Genomic DNA, 20,489 nt, shown 5'->3' on the forward strand with positions numbered 1-20,489 from the left:
GGCGGGCGTAGTGCCCGCCCCGGGACGAGCGGTGGGATCAGGAGAGGGAAACCGTCACGCCGCCGGAGAACGGCGAGTCGTGCAGTTCGAGCTTGCTGACCTTGACGTTCTTCGGGATGTCGAAGACGACCACGCCGGTCACCTGGTTGCCGGGGTTGATGTCGTTGAGGAACGTGTCGGCGTTCTTGTTGGCGTAGAGCGCGGCCTCGCTGTCGGCCGAGTACTCCGTGCCGTTGGCGGCGTACGCCTTCTGGCTGCTGCCGTCGAACATCTGCGACTCCTTGCCGATGTTTTTGACGTTGACGGTCACCAGGCAGAACTGGCCCTGTGCTTCGGCGCCGAGCAGCGACGTGCCGACCTTCTTGACGCCGCACTTCGACGCCTTGACGGTGAACTCGAACTTCCCGTCCCGGGCCGGCTCGCCGATCTTCGCGGTCTTGGGCTTGTCCTCGCCCTTGGCGGCACCCGCGGCGGTGTCGGCGCCGCTGGCGGTGCCTTCGTCGGTGCTTCCCGCGCCGCAGCCCAGCGCGACGAGGCCGGTGACGATCAGGGCGAAGGTGGCGATCTTGCGCATCGTGTTCCTCCCGTTGTCAGTGTGACGGCGTCAATGAGAACACCAACTGTGAACCGTGTCAACAGACAGGATGCTTGACAGGCGTGACACACTGCATAACGTGCAGGAGACACTGACCATCACCGCGGCAGAGATCGCCCGGCTCGCCGGCGTCGGCCGGGCCGCCGTCAGCAATTGGCGCAAGCGGTTCGCCGATTTCCCGTCGCCGGTCGGCGGCACCGCGGCCAGCCCGGAGTTCGACCTGGCGCAGGTCGAGCAGTGGCTGCGCGAGCAAGGCAAGCTCGCCGAGGTGTCGCGCGCCGACCGGCTCTGGCACCACGTGGTCGCGTCGAAGAACGGTCCCGCCGCGACGCTCGCCGACGTCGGCGCGTACCTGTTGGCCGGGCACCGTGGCGAGCAGCAGGCCCGCAAGCGCCTGGCGAAGCGGCTCGCCGACCTCCTACCTGAGGTCGACGCGCTGGGCGACGAGTTCGGGCAGCAGGCCGCCTTCGATCAGCTGTGGCAGCGCTTCTCGGCGCCCGGGCCGGGCCGACCGTTCGCGACGCCGGATGAGCTGGCCGACCTCATGGTCGACCTCGCCGGCGTCGATGGTGGCTCCGTGCTGGACCCGGCGACGGGCACCGGTGCGACACTGCGGGCGGCCGTTCGCGCGGGCTCTACCTTCGCCCATGGCCAGGAGTTGGACGTGGACCTTGCCAGGCTCGCGGAGTTGTGGCTGGCCCTGCGCGACGTGCCGGGGGAGGTCGCCGGGGGCGACTCGCTGCGTGCCGACGCGTTCGCCGGTCGCGTGTTCGACGCCGTCGTGTGTCACCCGCCGTTCGGCGTCACCAACTGGGGTCTCGAGGATCTCGGCTACGACCAGCGCTGGGAGTACGGCGTGCCGCCGCGCACCGAGCCGGAGCTGGCCTGGGCACAACACGCGCTGGCCCACTTGCGGCCGGGCGCGTACGCGGTCCTCTTGATGCCACCGACGGTCGCCGGGCGTCGGGGGGCACGGCGCATCCGAGGGCAACTCCTGCGCGCCGGTGCCCTGCGCGCCATCATCGCCCTTCCTGGCGGGAGCGCCGCGCCGCACGCCGTACCGCTGCACCTGTGGGTGTTGCGACGGCCCCTGGGCGAAGAATCGGCACCCGCGCGAGCGTTGCTGGCCGATGCGGTCGACGGCCAGCAACGCGACCTGTACCGGCGAGTGCGCGCGGTCTGGAAAGCGTTCGCTGCCGCCCCCGAAGCCGACCTCGATGAGGCTGGTTTCGCCCGCGCCGTACCGGTGATCGACCTGCTCGACGAGGAGATCGACCTGACGCCGGCGCGCCGGCAAACCGCCGGCGCGCGGCAGCCGACCGAAATAGAGCTCGAACGCGTCAAAGAACGGCTGGCCGCGGTCGTCAAGGACCTGCCTGGGCTGATTCCTGAGACGATCCCTGAGCCCGATGGCGCGACGGCGACGGCAGCGACGGCCTCGGTCGCCGAGCTGGTGCGCATCGGCGCGCTGCAGCTGATCGGACCGATCCGCTCCACCGGTTCCCCGGACGACGAACCATCGGGTGCGACTGGCGGCCTGCGAGTGCTCACCGGTCGAGATGTGGCATCGGGTGGCGAGGCGTCCGGATGGGACGATGGCCAGCTCCAGCCACATGTCAGCCTGGTTCGTGGGGACGTGGTCGTGCCGACGGTCGCTCCCAGACTCATCGCTCGCGTCATCGCCACCGAGGGGACGTTGCTCGGCCGGAATCTCTACCTACTGCGCCCGAATCCCGCCGCGCTGGATCCCTGGTTCCTGGCCGGACAGTTGCGCGCCAGCGCCAACGAGAGGCAGACGTCGAGCCTGTCCGGCACCACCCGCTACGACGTCCGGCGGGCGCAGGTGCGCCGGTTGCCGCTGCCGGAGCAACGGGAACACGGGGCTGCGTACCGGCGGCTGGAAGCCTTCGAGTCGGCGATACAGCAGGCAGCGGACCTTGGCGCCGAGCTTGCTCGACTTACCGCCGACGGTCTCGCCGGCGGCTCCCTGCGTCCTGGTCAGCCATCCGCCCGTCGGGCAAGGAAGAAGGCGTGACGCCTGCCCCCTTGGCCATCAAGCCAACGTGTTGACGGCGTTGACGTGTGAATCGAAGAAACAAGCCTTTCGGTGGACTTCGCCCGCGTCAGTGACGGGCGTACGTTGCTCACGCGGTGTGACGGCAAGTGAACAGGGGGACGAATGCCGAGCGCGACGGCGGCGGACAAGCCGGAGACCAATGACCTGGTCGAGGTACGCGGCCAGCGGTGGGTGGTCAGCGATGTCCAACCCGGCGAGCACAGCAGCCTGGTCAGCCTGCAGAGCGTGGAGGACGGCCAGTACGGCCACACCCTCGACGTGATCTGGGAGGTGGAGCCCGGGCGGCGGGTGCTCCCGAGCGGCGCGCTGCCGACCGTCGCCGAGGGCGCGTTCGACTCACCGCAACGCCTGGCCGCCTTCCTCGACGCGGTCCGCTGGTCGGCCGTCACGTCGGCTGACGTGCGGACCCTCCAGGCGCCATACCGCTCCGGCGTCGCGATCGAGGACTACCAGCTCGAACCCGTCGCCCGCGCGGTGGACGCGCCGCGGGTCAACCTGCTGCTCGCCGACGACGTGGGCCTCGGCAAGACCATCGAGGCCGGACTCGTCGCCCAGGAGCTGCTGTTGCGCCACCGGGCCCGGCGCATCATGATCGTCTGTCCGGCCGGCCTGACGCTGAAGTGGCAGGACGAAATGGCGGAGAAGTTCGGGCTCGACTTCACCATCATCGACTCGGAACGGTGCGCCGCCGTGCGCCGCACGCATGGCTCCGCGGCCAACCCGTTCGAGGTATACCCGCTCAGCATCGTCAGCCTGCCCTGGCTCCGCGGTCCGAAGGCGCAGCGGCTGCTCGACGAGGTGCTTCCCGCTGACGGCCCGACTTATCCACGCACGTTCGACCTGCTCGTCCTCGACGAGGCGCACCACGTCGCGCCGGCGGCACCTAAGCAGGTCTACGCCGTCGACTCCCAGCAGACCAAGCTGATCCGCCGGCTAGCGCCGCACTTCACCCACCGGCTGTTCTTGTCGGCCACTCCGCACAACGGCTACCAAGCATCCTTCACGGCGCTGCTGGAAATCCTCGACAACCAACGGTTCGCCCGTGGCGTCCGCCCGGACGCGGCCGCGGTGAAGGAAACCGTCGTGCGCCGGCTGAAGCGCGACATCGAGAACCCGGATGGCACCCCGCGGTTCGTCGAGCGGACGGCGTCCGCGATCCCGGTCGCGTACCCGGACGACGAACGTCAGATCCACGCCCTGCTCACGCAGTTCGCGGAGCTGCGGCGCAAGCGGTTGCACTCCCAGCGCGGCCGCAAGGCCACCGACCTGGTCACGCTGCTGCTCAAGAAGCGGCTGTTCTCCAGCCCGGCCGCATTCGCCCACACCGTACGCGTCTACCTGGACACGCTGGCCAGCCGGAGAAGCTCGCCCGCCCTGGCCGCGAGTGACGACGTGCCGGAGTGGCTGGACGAGTTCATGGACGACATCGCCACATACGACGACGAACAGCTCGCCGAGGCCGAGGACGATGCGCTCAACCGGGTCCGGCCCATGCAGCCTGACCCGACCTCTGACGAGACGGCCCTGCTGCAGAAGATGCTCGACTGGGCCGAGGCCAAGGAAGCGCAGCCCGACGCCAAGGCCCGCGAGCTCATCACCTATCTGGCCGCCGTGTGCAAGCCTGACGGTCGGCATTGGACCAACGAACGCGTCGTCGTGTTCACCGAGTACCGCGACACGCAGATGTGGCTCGCCGACCTGCTCCGGCAGGAGGGACTCGGTGGCGACGGGCTCGCGCTGCTGCACGGTGGCACCCCGCCCGACGAGCGCGAGCAGATCCGCCTCGCCTTCCAGGCCGACCCCACCGAGCGTCCGGTGCGCATCCTGCTCGCCACCGACGCCGCCAGCGAGGGCATCGACCTGCAGAACCACTGCCACCGTTTGGTCAACTACGACATCCCGTTCAACCCCAACAAACTGGAACAGCGGATCGGCCGGATCGACCGGTACGGGCAGCGGGTCAGCCCAGACATCCAGCACTTCGTCGGCACGGGGTTCGGCAAGGCGGTCGACTCGTTCGAGGCGGATTTGGAGTTCCTGTCCCGGGTCGCCACGAAGGTCGCGCGAATGGAAGAGGACCTCGGCTCTGTCAACGCGGTCCTCTCTGAGGCGGTGCAGCGCCGCATGCTCGGTGAGCAGGTCGGCGTCGACATCGACAAGGCCGGCAAGGGCCGGACCCGCGGCAGCCTCCCCACCGAGTCCAACGTGGGGGAGCAGGTCCGCCGCCTCCGCGCCGACCTGGACAAGACCGTCGAGGAGCTCGGAATCACCCCGCCGGCCGTTAAGCGGGTCGTCGACACCGCGCTGGAGCTGGCCCGCCAGCAGCGCTTGGAGCGCCACACCGATGACAAGCATCTGGTCGACCGCCTCTACTGCGTGCCGCCGCTGACCGGCTCCTGGCAGCGCGCCGGCGCGGGGCTGACCGCGAAGCTGCACGACGCGGATGAGCCGCCGCGCCAACTGCCGGTCACCTTCGATCCGCGAGTGGCGGCGGTGGACCGGGACGGCATCGTTCTCGCCCACCTCAACCACCCGCTGGTCGCCATGTCGACCCGGCTGCTGCGGGCCGCGGTGTCCAACCCGGACATCGGCCTGCATCGCGTCACCGCCGTCGTCAGTGACGACCCGGCGCTGGAGGACGTGCTGGTCGGGGCGTACTCCCGGTTCGTCCTGGTCGGCGCCGACGGCGTCCGCCTCCACGAGGAGGTCCTCTACTCCGGTGGCTGGGCACCCGAGCAGGGCCGCTTCCGCCGCCTGGAGAACCTGACCACGCTTGGCGGCATCCTCGACCGGGCGCTCGCCGCCGGCACGGCCGCCTCGCCGTTCGTGCAGGCCAAGCTCGCTGAACGCTGGCCACGCGTCGCCGACGGCCTGCTCGCGGCCATCGCCTGGCGTGCCAATACGCGGCAGGAGTCGCTGGAACGCAGCCTCGCGCACCGGCAGCAAGCGGAGCAGCAGCGCATCGTGCACAACCTCGACCAGTTCGCAGCCACCCTGCGCGGCGCCCTCGCGACGCCGGAGGAAGGCGCCGACGGACAGGACTCGCTGTTCACGTCCGCGCAGCTCGTCGCGATGAGCAAGAGCAAAGAAGAACTCGCCCAATACCGCAAGGACCGCCAATCCTGGGAGGAACGCTTGTCGGCCCTTGAAGCCGAGCGCGACCGCGAACTCGCCGCCGTCGCCGCCCGCTACCGCGACCCCAAGCCGCACCGGTTCCCGGTCGCCGTGGTCTTCGTCGTGCCGCGGCGGGAAGCCATCCGATGAGCCGCACGTTCCGCCGCCCGGCCCCCGACGGCGCCGAGCAGCACCGCAACTGGCTGAGCCTGGTCGACGTCAACGGCCCGTTCCTGAGCCTGCCGGTGCTGCGCCGCACCTGGCCCACCCTCGACGCCCTCGACAAGAAGACCCGCGAGCGGCTGCGCCAGGAACACACCACCTGGCAGGCCGACGCGGTTTCCGGTCAACAGACCTGGATCGGGTACGTACTCGGCGACCTGCTCGGCTGGGCCGACGCCCTGCATTGGGACGGCCTCGACACCCTGGCCACCGTCGTCGCCGAGCACGACACCGAGCTGCGGCCGTCGTTCGTGCTGGCCGAGCCGGGGGAGGAGGTCAAGCCCGACAGCGTACTAGTGCTCGGCCTCGTCTGCCCGCCCGGCCAACAGCCGACCGCGCGCGTTCCCGGCGAGACGTGGGCGGCGACGTCGACCGACCGACTCGCCCACCTCTGCCGGCACCACAACATCGAACTCGGCCTGGCCACCAACGGTCGCATGTGGACGCTGGTGTGGGCGCCGCGCGGCGGTGTCACCACCACCGCCACCTTTGATGCGGTTTCCTGGCCCGAGGCGGCGGAGCGCGACGTGGTGCGGGCGTTCGTCTCGCTGCTGTGCCGCCGCCGGTTCTTCGGCGTGCCCGACGCGGAGCGGCTGGTCCCGCTGCTGCGGGACAGCCTCGGAGGCCAGGAGGAGATCACTGAGGCCCTGGGCGTCCAGGTGCGTCAGGCTGTCGAACTGCTCGTCGCCGCGATCGGCCGGATCGACGTGCGCGAGCGGGAACTGGGCGGCCCCGGCCTCGGCGAACAGGACGCGCACGAGGTCTACCGCGGCGCCGTCTCGGTGATGATGCGGATCGTCTTCCTGCTCTTCGCCGAGGAACGCAAACTGCTCCCCGCCGACAACGACCTGTACGCGACGGCCTACTCGGCCGGCCGCCTCTGCGCGGAACTGGAGCAGCGGGCCAACGAAGGCAGCGAGGAAGACCTGGAGCACAGCTCCGCGGCCTGGCACCGGCTGCGGGCCTTGTTCAACGCGGTCTACCACGGCATCGACCACCCGCGCCTGAAGCTGCATGGCCACGACGGCTCACTCTTCGACCCCGAGGCGACGTCGTGGCTGCCGCTGTCGGTCGACGACCGGACCGTGCTGCACATGCTGCGCTCGGTGCAGTACGTCGAGGTCGGCTCCGGCCGCTCCCGCGAACGCCGCACGGTCAGCTTCCGCAGCCTGGACGTCGAGCAGATCGGGTACGTCTACGAGGGTCTGCTGTCCTTCGAAGGCTTCCGGGCGCAGGACGTGACCGTCGGGCTGATCGGCAAGCAGGGGTTGGAGGACGAGGTCGCACTCACCGACCTCGAGTTGACCCGAGAGCGGTCCGACGACCTGGCCAAGGCGCTCGCGGAGAAGTACAAGGACTCCAAGATTGGTTCCGTCGCGGCGCTGACCAAGAGGCTTGCGCCGCTCGACGGGGTCGAGCACGAGGAGGCCCGTAAGAAGCTGCTCGCGGTAACCGGCGGGGATTACCTGCTCTCCGAACGGCTTCTCCCGTTCTTCGGTCTCCTGCGCGAGGATCTGCGCGGCCTGCCCGTGGTGATCCTTCCGGGGGCGCTCTATGTCACCGAGTCCGCGCTGCGCCGCAACACCGGCACCCACTACACGCCGCGTTTCCTCGCCGAGGAGGTGGTCGAGGGTGCGTTGGAGCCGCTGGTATACGAGCCAGGGCCGCTGCAAACGGCGGATAAGTCACAGTGGAGACTGAAGTCCGGCAAGGAGATCCTCGCCCTCAAGGTCGCGGACATCGCGATGGGCTCGGCGGCGTTCCTAGTCGCCGCCGCGCGCTACCTGGCCGGACACCTGATCGAGGCTTGGTCGCGGGAGGGCGAGGAGAAGGCGCTCGCCCATCGGGAGCATGGCGTCGAACGTTTGGTAGACGCCGACGACGACCCGCTGGTGATTGAGGCGCGGCGTCAGATCATCGAGCACTGCCTGTACGGGGTCGACATCAACCCGATGGCGGTGGAGATGGCGAAGCTGTCGCTGTGGCTGGTCTCGATGGACCCGCAACGCCCATTCACCTTCCTCGACGACCGCCTCGTCGCCGGCGACTCACTCCTTGGTATCGGAAATCGATCGATGCTGGCCGAGGGCGGCGCACGTGACCTCAGGCTGGACCGGGATCTGTCCGAGGCGCTGAACCTGCGACGGCGAATAGCCGCGCTGCCGGACGACCAAGCGGGCCTGGACGAGAAGCGTCATTTGCTAGACGAGGTGCGCGCAGTGCGTCGGCGGGCTGACCCCTATGCCGATCTGGTCGTCGGGGCCTCGCTCGCCGCGGTGAAGCGCGGGCAGGACGGAGTTGTCATTGCCGAACGGGTCGGCATGCTGTCTCGGCGCCTTGGCCGTGAGGACGTGGACTCAGTGGTCGAACAGGCGCTGTCGTGGTTGGCCCTCGACCGGCCGGCTGGCGGGTTTAATAGGAAGCCGCTGCATTGGCCGCTGGAGTTCCCTGAGGTCTTCGAGCGGGGCGGCTTTGACGCCATCATCGGCAATCCGCCATTCCTTGGCGGAAAGAAGATCAGCGGACCGCTGGGCGCGGCTTACCGAGATTATCTTGTCACGGTTCTCGGCCGTGGAGTTAGGGGAAATGCTGACCTGGTGGCCTACTTCTTGCTCCGCGCCCACGACTTACTCAACTCGTCGGGACAGACTGGCTTGGTTGCCACAAACACCCTGGCTCAGGGTGACACGCGCGAGGTGGGGCTTGATCAGATCGTCGAGGGTGGAGCTGTCATCCGGCAGGCGATCAAGAGCCGGCCTTGGCCATCACAATCCGCGGCTCTGGAGTTCTGTGCCGTCTGGACTAGCCGGGCAAAACTTGGTGCCGCTGCCGAGCGGCGCGCCGATGGCCAAGCTGTCGCCGGTATCACATCGTTGTTGGATGCCGAGTCGCGCGTGATAGGACATCCATTCCGCCTGCAAGCCAACGCGGGCGTCTCATTCCAAGGCTCAATCGTCCTGGGGCTCGGCTTCACGATGACGCCGGCCGATGCTGCGGTGCTGATCGCCGAAGACGACCGCAACCGCGAGGTACTCTTTCCCTACTTGAACGGTCAAGACCTGAACTCTCGTCCGGACGGCTCGGCAAGTCGCTGGATCATTGACTTCGGCGAGCGCTCCGAGGATGAGGCGCGCCAATGGCCGAGCTTGTGGAGACAACTGGAGGAGCGAGTAAGACCGGAGCGGCTGACAAAGGATGCTCGCAAGTATCCGCGGATGGTTAATGAGTGGTGGAAGTACTGGAACAGCCGTCCTGGCATGGTTCGGGCGCTTGCCGGAATGGAACGCGCGCTTGTCATGGCCCGGCACAGCAAGACGGTCATGCCTCTATTCGTCCATACAAAACAGGTGATGAGTGATGCAACGGTGGTCATCGCGAGCGATGACGCCGCGATGCTTGCACTGCTCTCAAGCGAGATCCACTACTGGTGGGTGGCAAGTCGTGCGTCTTCGATAAAGACAGATATTCGGTACACTCCCTCAGACGTATTCGAGACTTTGGCCATGCCGGAATTGACGCCTCGGCTGCGAGACCTGGGTGATCAGCTCGACAGGCACCGCCGTGAGGTGATGCGAAGCCGGCACGCGGGGCTAACCGCAACGTACAGCCTTGTCTTTGACTCGACTTGCGGGGACGAGGATGTTGCAGAGCTTCGGCGGATCCATCGCAAAATCGACGAGGCGATGTGCAGCGCCTACGGCTGGGATGATCTCGTCGTCCAGGGTCTCGATCATGGGTTCCACAAGGCCGGTGCCTACACGCGCCACACCGTTGGTCCGGCTGTTCAGCGCGAGATTCTTGACCGCCTGCTGGAGCTGAATCACGAGCGTCACGCAGAAGAGGTCGCCAATGGGCTGTACGACAAGAAGGCTGGTCGTAAGGCGAAGGCCGCCACGGAAGGGCTGTGGTGATGGTTGACGTGCAGGGCGGGCTGTTTCCGCACCCTCGCGGGGAGCAGCAGGCGCTGTCCCTGCCCGGCCAGGGCGATGGCGACCAACCCACCGCCATCCCGCCGCTCGACGTGCCGCAGATCTTTGCCAAGGCCACCTCGTACAAGGTGCGGGACGATCTGGAGGAGTTGATCGGGCGGGATCTGCTTGGTCCGTGGGACGGGGATCGGGAGGAGTTTCGGCCCGGGGCGATGGGGCCGCGTGAGCGCTACCTGGTCGGCATGCTCGGCCCGAAGCAGCGCCCGCGCACCAAGAACAGTGACTCGTCCGAGGTGCATGACGTGGACGCTGCCGTGCAGGGGGACGGCAGTGAGGCTGAGCTGCCCGAGGTGGTCACCCCGCAGAACCTCGGCAAGATGTGGGCGTCCTCGATGGGGCTGTCCTTCGCGGTCGCCGAGGACACCGACGTGCTCACCGTGAACGCCGAGTGGGGACGCTACGACCTGCGGGAGTCCGAGGACGAGAAGGGCAAGCGGCGCCGCGTCTGGTACCGGGAGCCGGTTTCCTACGCCAAGGAGGTCCGGCTCGACGGGGAAATCTCGTACCGGATCCCGCTGACCGTGTCCAATGAGGACGATCCGGGTGTGCACCTCTCTGTCGAGGTGCGGGCGCGCGACGGCCGGCGGATCGTGCAGCTCGTGCTCGTCAACACGCAGCTCGAACCCGAGAGCAACGCCGACACCGCCTGGCTGTTCCAGTCTGCCCTGACGGTGACCGCGCTCGACGGCCACTCCGCCGTATTCCAGCCGATCGACGACCCGCTCGACGGGGTCAAGAGGACCGGCGAAGACCTGGAGGAAACCCACCTGCGCCTGCTCTACCGGGCGCAGCGCCGCTACGCCGCCGGCCGCAACGTGGCCGTTCACCCGTGGGTGCGCGACGGCGATCGCAGTGCGCACCAGCTGTTCACCACCTGGCTGCCCACCTACGACGTGCCTGCCACGGTCGCGCCCGTCGGCAAGGGAACGCCGCTGGCCGATGTCGAGCTGTCTATGGACGCCCTCGTCACCGCAGACGTCGACCGGCTGCGCGCCGACCTGGCGCCGCTCGCCGACGGCTACGAATCCTGGCTCGGCGACCAGTCCGCGAAGATCCCCGGCCTGCCGCCAGAGCTGCGCGGGGCCGCGGAGACGGCCGTGATGAACGCCCGCAAGGCCGCGAAGCGGATCCGCGCCGGCATCGCGCTGCTCACCGACCCGGCCGAAAAACGGCACACCGACGCGCTGGCCGCGTTCCGGTTCGCCAACGAGGCGATGGCGTTGCAGCGCCGGCACAGCGAGGTCGCCCGGCTGCGTGACGAGCAGGGTCTAACGTACGCGAAGGCCAGGGCCACCATCGACGAGCGCGGCGCGGCGGCCGCCTCCTGGCGTCCGTTCCAGCTCGCGTTCGTGTTGCTGAACCTGCCGTCGCTGACCGATCCGGCGCACCAGGAGAGGGCGGCCGACCGGGACGCCACCGTCGACCTGCTGTTCTTCCCGACCGGTGGTGGCAAGACCGAGGCCTACCTGGGTCTGACCGCGTTCACGTTCGCCATCCGGCGGCTGCAGGGCGTGGTCGGCACCGGAGCGGACACCCGCAGCGGCGAGGCCGGGGTCGCGGTGCTGATGCGCTACACGCTGCGGCTGTTGACCGCGCAGCAGTTCCAGCGGGCCGCCGCACTGATCTGCGCGGCCGAGGTGCTGCGCCGGCGTGACGACGCGACCTGGGGAACGGAACCTTTCCGCATCGGGCTGTGGGTCGGTGGCGGCGTTTCGCCGAACTGGTTCGACGAGGCGGCCGAGCAGATCGCCGAGGCGCGCGAGGCCGGGCACGGCAAATTCACCAACGTCCTCCAGACGTTGAGTTGTCCGTGGTGCGGAGCGAAGCTGCGTGCCGAGCGCGACCTCGAGCCGAAGGAGGACCTGCACCGGGTCCTGCTCTTCTGCGCCGAGGCGGAGGGCGACGACGCCTGCCCGTTCTCGCGCACTCGCAGCAGCGAGGGCCTGCCGATCCTCACCGTCGACGAGGAGATCTACCGGTACGCGCCCAGCCTGGTCATCGCGACCGTCGACAAGCTCGCACAGCTACCGTGGCGCGGTTTCGCCGGCATCCTCTTCGGGCGGGTGCGGGAGCGCTGCCCGCGGCACGGCTACCGGCACGACGACCTGGACGCGCGCGTCGGCTGCGGCAATCGGCACAACAAGAAGGGCGCGCTGGAAGCGGTCACCAGCCAGCCGGTCATCCGGTTGCGCCCGCCGGACCTGATCATCCAGGACGAGCTGCACCTGATCTCCGGCGCGCTCGGCACGGTGGTCGGCCTCTTCGAAGCGGCCGTCGACGAGCTATGCACCTGGCCGTTGCCGGGCGGCGGCCAGGCCGGTCCGAAGATCGTCGCCTCGACGGCCACCACCAAGCGGGCCCGTGAGCAGGTGCTCGGCGTATTCGGCCGGGATCTCGCGGTGTTCCCACCGCCCGTCGTCGACATCACCGACACGTTCTTCAGCCAGCAGGTGCCGGTCACCGCCGCCAACCCGGGCCGCCGCTACTTGGGCGTGTGCGCGCACGGCGTACGCATGAAGTCCGCGGAGATCCGGGTCGCCGAGATCCTGTTCCTCGCCGGACAGACCCTGTTCGACAGGTACGGCGCGCCGGCAGACCCGTACCTGACGACGGTCGGCTACTTCAGCGCCACCCGGGAGCTCGCCGGCATGCGCCGCCTCCTCGACGACCAGGTCGCCACCCGCGTCCGTACCCACGGCCGCCGCAAGGACCTGTCGGACCGGCTGGTCGGCGCCCAGATGCTCAACGTTCAGGAGCTGACCTCTCGGATCTCCTCCGGCGACATCAGCGAGGTGTTGAAAGGGCTGGAGATCGGCTTCGACCCGGAGCTCGACACGACGGCCCGGCGGAAGGCGATCATCGAGGACATGCGGGAGGCCATCAAGGCGAAGACCGCCTCGAACCCGCGGCTCAACCTGCACCCGTTGACCGACCGGTTCTACCGCCGGCAGAACGACGGCGACGTGCCGGTCGACTCCGTGCTGGCCACCTCGATGCTCCAGGTTGGCGTGGACGTGTCCCGGTTCGGGCTCATGGTGGTCACCGGCCAGCCGAAGAACACCGCCGAGTACATCCAGGCGTCCTCGCGGGTCGGCCGGGACGCCCGGCGCCCTGGCCTGGTGGTTACGCTCTACAACTGGACCCGGCCGCGGGATCTCGCCCACTACGAGGACTTCGAGTACTACCACGCCACGTTCTACCGGCAGGTGGAGGCGCTCTCGGTCACCCCGTACACCCGGCGGGCGCTTGATCGTGGCACCACCGCGACCCTCGTGGCCGCGGTGCGCAACGCGGAGGAGGGCTTCTCCCGCAACACCGACGCGCAGGACGTCCCGCTCGACGGCCCCGAGGTGGAACGGATCGTCGGTCGGTTCCTCGACCGGGCCGAGGCGATCGCCGGCAACCGGGGCCGCGACTACCTCCTGGAGCGGATCAACCGCCTGCGGGACCTGTGGAACGAGCGGAAGAACGGGTCGACGCGGCTCGGCTACGACAAGGGCACGTTCAAGCAGCAGCAGCTCGCCGCTCTGCTGACCAAGGCCGGCGGCGAGCGCTGGACCGACCTGACGGTCGGCCAGTCCATGCGCGAGACGGAGAACGAGATCAACCTGGTGCTGCCCGCGGACCGGATCTTCGACGCGCAGTACGGCGCGCCGGAGTGGTCGTTCGGGCCGGAGAGCGACAAGACCAGGGACGAGGACCTGCCCGACGGCGACGAGCTGGGCGAGTCGACGCTGGCGGGGAAGGGGAACTGATGGCGGGCTACTTCCGGCGGGTCGGCTCGGTCCGGCCCAGCCATCTGATGTTCACCACTGGCGTCGGCGCGATCGTCGACCTGCCGAACATCTCGGTCCTCGTGCGCGGCCTGGACGAATGGAACCACGCCGCGGTGCCCGACAGCGAGCCGATCGCCGAGCCGAGACTGCTCGCCGCGGTGCGTACGCTGCTCAACCGGAAGTCCATCAAGGAGCTGCGCCCGGCGCCGTGGATGGAGGGCACCGACCAGCAGCCCAACGGCCCGGCGGCCAAGGTGGGTGTGCCGATCACGCCGTTTCCCGGCTGGCTGCGCTGCACCGTCTGCGACGAACTCGCGCCTCTCGATGGCGGGGTCTTCGACTTCGAGAACGCGAAGCCGCGCAAGCCGCATGAGGCGCGCTTCTTCCACAAGTCCTGCGCGCGCAAGAAGACGGGCAAGCCGATGGCCGTGGCCGCCCGGTTCGTGCTCGCCTGCACCCTCGGCCACCTCGATGATTTTCCGTACGCGGCCTTCGTTCACCACGGCGGCGCGTGCCCGAACGCCAGCCATCCACGCCTGCGCATGGACGACCGGGGCGGCAACCTGGGCGCGAACGTGGAGATCCGATGTGTGCCGTGCGGCGCCCGCCGCAACATGAAGGAGGTGCTCGGCCCGCGCGGCGCGGAGAAACTGCCGAGGTGCCGGGGCCGGTGGGCGCACCTGGGCGATTTCGACAAGGCCGCCTGCAAAGGCGAACTCAAGCTGCTGGTGCTCGGCGCCTCGAACCAGTGGTTCGCGCAGACGCTGTCCGCGTTGGCCGTTCCGCCCACGGGAGCCAGCGAACTGCAGGCGAAGGTGGAGCAGCACTGGTCGACCTTCGAGAAGGTGGAAAACGCCGCGTTCCTGAAGTTCGCCCGCGAAGTCGTACCCGTGGTGAAACGGGAATTCGAGCGGTGGTCCGACGAGCAGATCTGGGCCGCGGTCGAGCGGCACCGGACGGGCTCGAAACCCGACGACGACGAGAAGGGCTATCCCGACCTGCACACGCCGGAGTGGGAGATCTTCTCGGCCGGCGAGCTGCCCCCAGCCACCGACGACTTCACGCTGCGGCGGGATCCGAACGGCGTGCCAGGCGAGTTGAAAGAGGTGTACGCCGACGTCATCCAGGCCGAGCGGCTGCGCGAGGTGCGGGCACTGGTCGGATTCACCCGTCTCGACGCCCCCGACCCGATGGACCCCGAGCTCGTCAAGCGGGCGCCGTTGTCCAAGGGCACGCCGGACTGGGTGCCGGCCAGCGAGGTCCGCGGCGAGGGAATCTTCCTGCGGCTGCCGGAGGACCTGCTCGCCGAGTGGGAGCGGCGCGTCGACGACACGCAGTGCATGGAGGCCCACCGGGAGGCCTACGCGCGGTTCCGGCGCAGCCGCTACTCGGGTCGGCTCGCGGGCGGCTTCGAGCCGATGAAGCACTGGCCCGGAGCGCGCTACCTCGCCCTGCACACGTTGTCACACCTACTGATCCGCACCATCGCGCTGGAATGTGGCTACAGCTCCGCCAGCCTGTCGGAGCGGATCTATGCCGGCACCGAGACCGACCCACGGCGCGCCGGCATCCTCATCTACACCGCCGTGCCCGACGCCGAAGGCACGCTGGGCGGACTGGTCTCGCTTGCCGAGCACGACAACCTGGTTCGGCTCACCCGGCGGGCCCTCTCGGACGCGATGCACTGTTCGTCCGACCCGCTCTGCGCCGAGCGGTTGCCACACGATCCCGAGGAGTTCCTGCACGGAGCGGCCTGCCACGTCTGCCTGTTCGTGTCCGAGACCACGTGCGAGCGCGGCAACCGGTTCCTCGACCGGCGCTTCGTGGTGCCGATCGACGACCCGGGCCTGGCTCTCTTCCCCGAGCTGCCATGACCTGGAACGCCGCGTTCGAGGCGGCCGCCGAGGCCGCGGTGCACCGGCTGGGCCCGGCGCACCTCCAGGTGCTCGCCGACCGGCTCGGTGAAGGCTGGCCGGAGCAAGCGCTCCGGCACGCCGTGCCGGTGCCCGGCTTCGCCGAGGCGGTCAGGGCCGTCCTCGCCGCCAGGCAGGACTCCGAGCTGCCTCGGGCCGAAGCGTCGGCATACCTGCGTGGGTTGGCCGCCGGCCACGCGCAACGGTCGGCGGCCGTGCGGATCGAGTCGGTGTGGAGCGGGCCGAGCACACATCCGGTCCCGGTCCGCGCCACCGCACAGGTGCTCGTCGACCTGGTCGCGGAGGCGCAAAGTGAGCTCCTGCTCATGACGTACTCGGCGACCAGATACCAGCCGCTGCTGGACGCGCTCGCGGCGGCGGTCGACCGGGGCGTCGCGGTGGCTGTCGTGGTCGAGACGCTCCGCGGAGCGGGCGGGGCGCTCAACGGTAGTGAACCGGCCGCCGCGTTCGCCGAGGTGCGCGGTGTTCAACTGTGGCATTGGCCGGTGGAGGTGCGGGCCGAGGACCGGGCCAAGATGCACGCCAAGGTCGCGGTGGCAGACCGGCGGGCGTTGCTGGTGTCCAGCGCCAACCTGACCCAGTCGGGCGTGCATCGCAACATCGAGGCCGGCCTGTTGGTGCGCGGTGGGACAGCTCCGCTGCGCGCGGCGGAGCACATCACGGAGCTCCAGAGTCGAGGGGTGCTGACCCGCCTCGAGGTGGCGAGCCGGGGGAGGTGAGCCGATGCCAAGTGAGGGCGCTGCGACCGTCGCCAGCGGAGACATCGCGCGGTTGGCTGGTGTCGGCCGGGCAGCGGTCAGCAACTGGAGACGCCGCTTCGCGGACTTCCCGCAACCCGTCGGCGGCAGCTCGGCAAGCCCGCTGTACGCCCTGTTCGACGTGGAGAATTGGCTGCGGCGGCACGGCAAGCCGTACGTCGTCACCGCCCCGGACCGGGTGTGGCAGTCGCTGCGCGGCGCTGCGGCCGACCGGGAGTTGAGCGACCGGATCGGTCACGTCGGTGGGTTCCTCGTCGCCTTGAAGCGGGAGCCACAGGGATGGAAGGCCGTTGCCGACCAGCCCGACTCCGTCCTGATCGCGCGACTCGTCGGCGTGGTCCGCGCGTGCGTGCCGGAGCTCGACGGCCTCCTCGACGCACCGGACCTGGACAACGTCACCATCGTGCGGCTCGCCGCCGAAGCCGCCGAGCGTGAGGGTGGCGTGGCCGTTCTCCAGTTCCTCTGGGAGCGCTACCTGGAGGTTCACTCGCGCAGGCACGCAGTCACGCCCGCGTGGGTGGCTGACCTCATGATCGCGTTGGCCGGCGCCGCTGGCGGGCGGCTGCTCGACCCGGCGTGCGGCTTCGGCACACTGCTGCTCGCCGGCCAGCGCGCCGGCGCCACCTCGCTGTGCGGGCAGGAAGCCAATCGGACCGCCGCCCGTCTGGCCGTATCCCGGCTGCTCCTGCAGGCCGACGACGCCACGCTGGTCACCGGCGACTCCTTATGCCACGACGGCTTCACCGGCGAGCTATTCGACGCCGTGGTGTGCAACCCGCCGTTCGGACAGCGCTCCTGGGAGGGGGACGACCTCACCAACGACGCCCGCTGGGAGCACGGGATGCCGCCGCGCGGCGAGCCGGAGCTGGCCTGGCTGCAGCACTGCCTTGCCCACATCCGGCCCGGTGGACACGTGGCGATCCTGATGCCGGCCGGTGCCGCCAGCCGGCGCGCCGGCCGGCGCATCCGGGCGAACCTGCTCCGGTCCGGCGCCCTCCGTGCGGTCATCCGCCTTCCCGGCTGGGGTACGACGGCGCCGTCCGGCCCGGACCTGTGGGTACTGCGTCGCCCGGACGGCGTAGACCACGCGCAGGTGCTACTGCTCGACGCCACCATTGACCGCGACGGGATCGAGGACAGGTGGCGGTCGTTCCTCGGCGACCCGACGCGTGTGGGCGGTGCCGGCCGCGCGATGCGCATCATCGACCTCCTCGACGAGGACGTCGACCTCACGCCGGCCCGGCACCTCGCCACGCAAGCCATCACAGATGCAGAGACGTTCCGGCTCGCCCGGGCGCGACTGCACCACGCTGTTCGGGCCGTCGCCGACACCCTGCCTGGCCTGACCGTTCCGGACGCGGCCGAACCGCAGCCTCGGACCACCATCGGCGAATTGACCAAGGCCGGCGCGGTGGCAATCCGTCAAGCGCCAATGGCGATGCCGACCGACGGCGGAGACCAGCCGGTCCTCACGGCTAAGGACGTCCGACTTGGTCGCCCCGCCTCGGGAGCGGGCAGGGACGGCCCCGGCGGGATTGTGCTGCGGCGCGGCGACATCGTCGTCCTCCCCTCCGGTCGGCATCCAGCGGTCCGGGTGCTCAGCGAGGACGGGAGCCTCCTCGGCCCGCAGCTGCTTCTCTTCCGCGTGGACCCGAATCGGCTCGATCCCGATTTCCTGGCCGGGTTCCTGCGCGTTGCGCAAACGGCCCGCGCATCAACCGGTTCGGGCCGCGCTGACCTCCACCGGGCGTCGGTGCTCCGACTGCCCATCGAAGCGCAACGGGAATACGGCAAGGCGTTCCGGACTTTGTCGGCCTTCCAGCAGTCGGTGCGGGATGCGGCGGAACTCGCGGAGTCACTGGTGGCACTAGGATTCACGGGTCTTGCTGACGGCCGCCTGCGACTGACCGGAAGCAGCGCATGAATAGCGTGCCCAGCGCCGGGTGGGAGGTGCAGTGTCGGGCCGGAGGCTGAACAACGGGCGGTACGAGCTGGAAAAGCTCCCGCTCGCCCGCGGCGGCATGGGCGAGGTCTGGCTCGGTCGGGACACGAAACTCGACCGGGAGGTCGCAGTCAAGTTCATCCGGTTCCCGGACGGCGCCCGTGATGACGAGCACATCCGGCGGTTCGTACGCGAATCCAGGATCACCGCCCGCCTCGAACACCCCGGCGTGCCCGCCGTCTACGACGTGGGTGTCGGGGCCGACGGCCGACCATTTCTGGTGATGCAGCGCGTTCACGGCATCAGCGTCGCCGATCTCGTCGCCGAGCAGGGTCCCCTGCCTATCGGCTGGGCGGCGGCGATCGCCGCCCAGGTCTGTGCCGTGCTTGCCGCCGCCCACCGCGCGTCGCTCGTGCATCGCGATTTGAAGCCGAGCAACCTCATGCTCGAACCGGACGGGCGGGTGAAGGTCCTCGATTTCGGGCTCGCCGTGGCGCCGACCCTCGCCGACTTCTCGAAGATCACCCACACGGGTCAGCCCTTGGGCACCCCCGCTTACATGGCTCCCGAACAGGTAGAAGCGAACCTCAGCAGCCCGGCGACCGATCTCTACGCGCTCGGCTGCACCCTCCACGAGATGCTTTCCGGAGAGCACCTCTTCAGCGGCTCGACCTCGTACTCCGTGATGAGCAAGCAGGTCAAAGAGCAGCCGCCCCGCCTCCGTTCCCTGCGCGCGGACGCACCGCCGGCCCTCGAACGGCTTCTGCTCGACCTGCTGAAGAAGGAGCCTCAGTCCCGACCCGCGAGCGCGGAGGTTGTCTTCGATCGGCTGTTGCCCTTCGCCACGGACCTCGGCCCGCTGCCTGGCGTGCTGGACCCGCCGGCGACGACGAGCTCTGCCCGGATGTACGCGGCGGTGCTGAGCCGGGTGTTCGCACAGGTTAAGAGCGCCGCGCCCGCCAACGTCCCCGTGCCGCGGCAGCGCGTTCAACCCGTGGCAGTCGAGCCGGCGCTTCACCGCAGCGACCTGGAGCGCGTACGCAGCGAGGCCCACCAACTCATCGCGCAGTCCCGCTACAGCCAAGCTGCGGACGTACTTGCCGAAGCGGCGGGCCCCGCGGGCCGCTCATTCGGTCCGACGGACCGCGACGTGGTCGACCTGCGTTTCGAGCTCGCCAATGTTCTCTTCGAGGGCGGGGACTACCGGCGCGCCGCCCCGGCGTACCACGACCTTGGCAAGGACCTTGCCGTGGACGACAGCCGGATCGACCTGCTGCTGCGCTGCCGGCTGCAAGAGGCGACCTGCCACGCGTTGACCGGTCAATCCAGCCACGCTCTGAGCCAGCTTCAGGACGTGCTGCGGGCCTATCGCCAGGCCTACGGCGACGGCGATCCCCGCACTCTCGAGCTGCGTCGCCAGATAGGCCTGCTAGAACTCGGTACCGGGCAGCGCCAAGCCGCGGAGCAGACTTTGTCGGCGCTGCTCGCAGACCTCAAGCGTGCGCACAACCCGGCGAACCCGAGTACCACTGAGGTCGCCGACCTGCTTGCCTCACTCCGCCGGTCGCGCCTTGGAGAGAAACGCTGACTTAGACTGCCATTTCTTCGGGCGCATGAACCGTCGCGTCAAGGACCGTGATCGGGATAAGCCGGAGGCGGCCAAGGCCATCGGGCCTGAACCACCGACCTGCCTCCCTGCTCTACGGGCTGCTCAAGTTCGATCTAACGAGCTGGCGGCCGAGTCCAACCGGGGGTGGGTAGCACACGGCGTGGGGTCTGGGGCTCAGGCCCCCGGGGAGGAATAAGCGCAAAAATCCGCTCGCGAGCGAGCGGATTTGTTGTGCCCCCGGCGGGATACAACCTACAACTGTGCAAGATCAGGTGCGTTGTCTCTGGTCAACGAGGTCTATGTTGGCTAATGACCGGTTGGTTCTGTCCGGCGGGCGTCCGGACCGGGACCGCGACCTGTGCAGCGGTAATCGGGCGGGTGCCAGGGCGGATCTGTCGCACGCTAGAGGCCGGCTCGGGCCTGGACCTCTGCAGGGACGGCCGTCGTATGCGTAGGCGGCACAGAGGTAGGCG

Annotated in this window: 9 protein-coding genes; 8 read left to right on the top strand and 1 reads right to left on the bottom strand. The window is 69.3% G+C overall.

The annotated features are described in order from the left end of the window. Nucleotides 1-37: 37 nt before the first annotated feature. Complete coding sequence (locus DFJ67_RS17370; protein WP_116068937.1) at nt 38-574, bottom strand: DUF4352 domain-containing protein; 537 nt, start codon at nt 572-574, stop codon at nt 38-40. A gap of 55 nt (nt 575-629) precedes the next feature. Between DFJ67_RS17370 and DFJ67_RS17375 the strand changes: the two genes are divergently transcribed. From DFJ67_RS17375 to DFJ67_RS17410, 8 genes are all read left to right on the top strand, one after another. Further along, entirely contained in the window at nt 630-2,630 is a 2,001-nt protein-coding gene (locus DFJ67_RS17375) for an N-6 DNA methylase (RefSeq protein WP_244940434.1), read from the top strand. A gap of 144 nt (nt 2,631-2,774) precedes the next feature. Continuing rightward, nucleotides 2,775-5,936: a DISARM system SNF2-like helicase DrmD gene (drmD, locus tag DFJ67_RS17380; protein WP_116068938.1), complete on the top strand. Its 3,162-nt coding sequence runs from the start codon at nt 2,775-2,777 to the stop codon at nt 5,934-5,936. Next, nucleotides 5,933-9,919 (top strand): Eco57I restriction-modification methylase domain-containing protein, encoded by a 3,987-nt coding sequence (locus DFJ67_RS17385; protein ID WP_116068939.1) that lies wholly within the window; start codon nt 5,933-5,935, stop codon nt 9,917-9,919. Before drmD ends, DFJ67_RS17385 begins: the two co-directional genes overlap by 4 nt. Next, complete coding sequence (drmA, locus tag DFJ67_RS17390; protein WP_116076329.1) at nt 9,919-13,752, top strand: DISARM system helicase DrmA; 3,834 nt, start codon at nt 9,919-9,921, stop codon at nt 13,750-13,752. The genes DFJ67_RS17385 and drmA overlap by 1 nt, the downstream gene beginning before the upstream one ends. Continuing rightward, nucleotides 13,752-15,647: a DUF1998 domain-containing protein gene (gene drmB, locus DFJ67_RS17395; RefSeq protein WP_116068940.1), complete on the top strand. Its 1,896-nt coding sequence runs from the start codon at nt 13,752-13,754 to the stop codon at nt 15,645-15,647. The genes drmA and drmB overlap by 1 nt, the downstream gene beginning before the upstream one ends. Continuing rightward, nucleotides 15,644-16,426, top strand: a complete 783-nt coding sequence (gene drmC, locus DFJ67_RS17400; RefSeq protein ID WP_116068941.1) for a DISARM system phospholipase D-like protein DrmC — start codon at nt 15,644-15,646, stop codon at nt 16,424-16,426. The genes drmB and drmC overlap by 4 nt, the downstream gene beginning before the upstream one ends. A gap of 4 nt (nt 16,427-16,430) precedes the next feature. Next, nucleotides 16,431-18,389: an N-6 DNA methylase gene (locus tag DFJ67_RS17405; RefSeq protein ID WP_116068942.1), complete on the top strand. Its 1,959-nt coding sequence runs from the start codon at nt 16,431-16,433 to the stop codon at nt 18,387-18,389. 31 nt (nt 18,390-18,420) lie between these two features. Continuing rightward, complete coding sequence (locus DFJ67_RS17410) at nt 18,421-19,995, top strand: serine/threonine-protein kinase (RefSeq protein ID WP_203783562.1); 1,575 nt, start codon at nt 18,421-18,423, stop codon at nt 19,993-19,995. Nucleotides 19,996-20,489 lie beyond the last annotated feature (494 nt).

It is taken from the genome of Asanoa ferruginea, assembly GCF_003387075.1.
GTDB classification, from domain to species: domain Bacteria; phylum Actinomycetota; class Actinomycetes; order Mycobacteriales; family Micromonosporaceae; genus Asanoa; species Asanoa ferruginea.

Bases quoted from the DNA above. Each gene is read 5' to 3' on its own strand.
- drmD (WP_116068938.1), top strand. From the start codon at position 2,775: ATGCCGAGCGCGACGGCGGCGGACAAGCCGGAGACCAATGACCTGGTC.
- DFJ67_RS17405 (WP_116068942.1), top strand. From the start codon at position 16,431: ATGCCAAGTGAGGGCGCTGCGACCGTCGCCAGCGGAGACATCGCGCGG.
- DFJ67_RS17370 (WP_116068937.1), bottom strand. From the start codon at position 574: ATGCGCAAGATCGCCACCTTCGCCCTGATCGTCACCGGCCTCGTCGCG.
- drmB (WP_116068940.1), top strand. From the start codon at position 13,752: ATGGCGGGCTACTTCCGGCGGGTCGGCTCGGTCCGGCCCAGCCATCTG.
- drmC (WP_116068941.1), top strand. From the start codon at position 15,644: ATGACCTGGAACGCCGCGTTCGAGGCGGCCGCCGAGGCCGCGGTGCAC.
- DFJ67_RS17385 (WP_116068939.1), top strand. From the start codon at position 5,933: ATGAGCCGCACGTTCCGCCGCCCGGCCCCCGACGGCGCCGAGCAGCAC.
- drmA (WP_116076329.1), top strand. From the start codon at position 9,919: ATGGTTGACGTGCAGGGCGGGCTGTTTCCGCACCCTCGCGGGGAGCAG.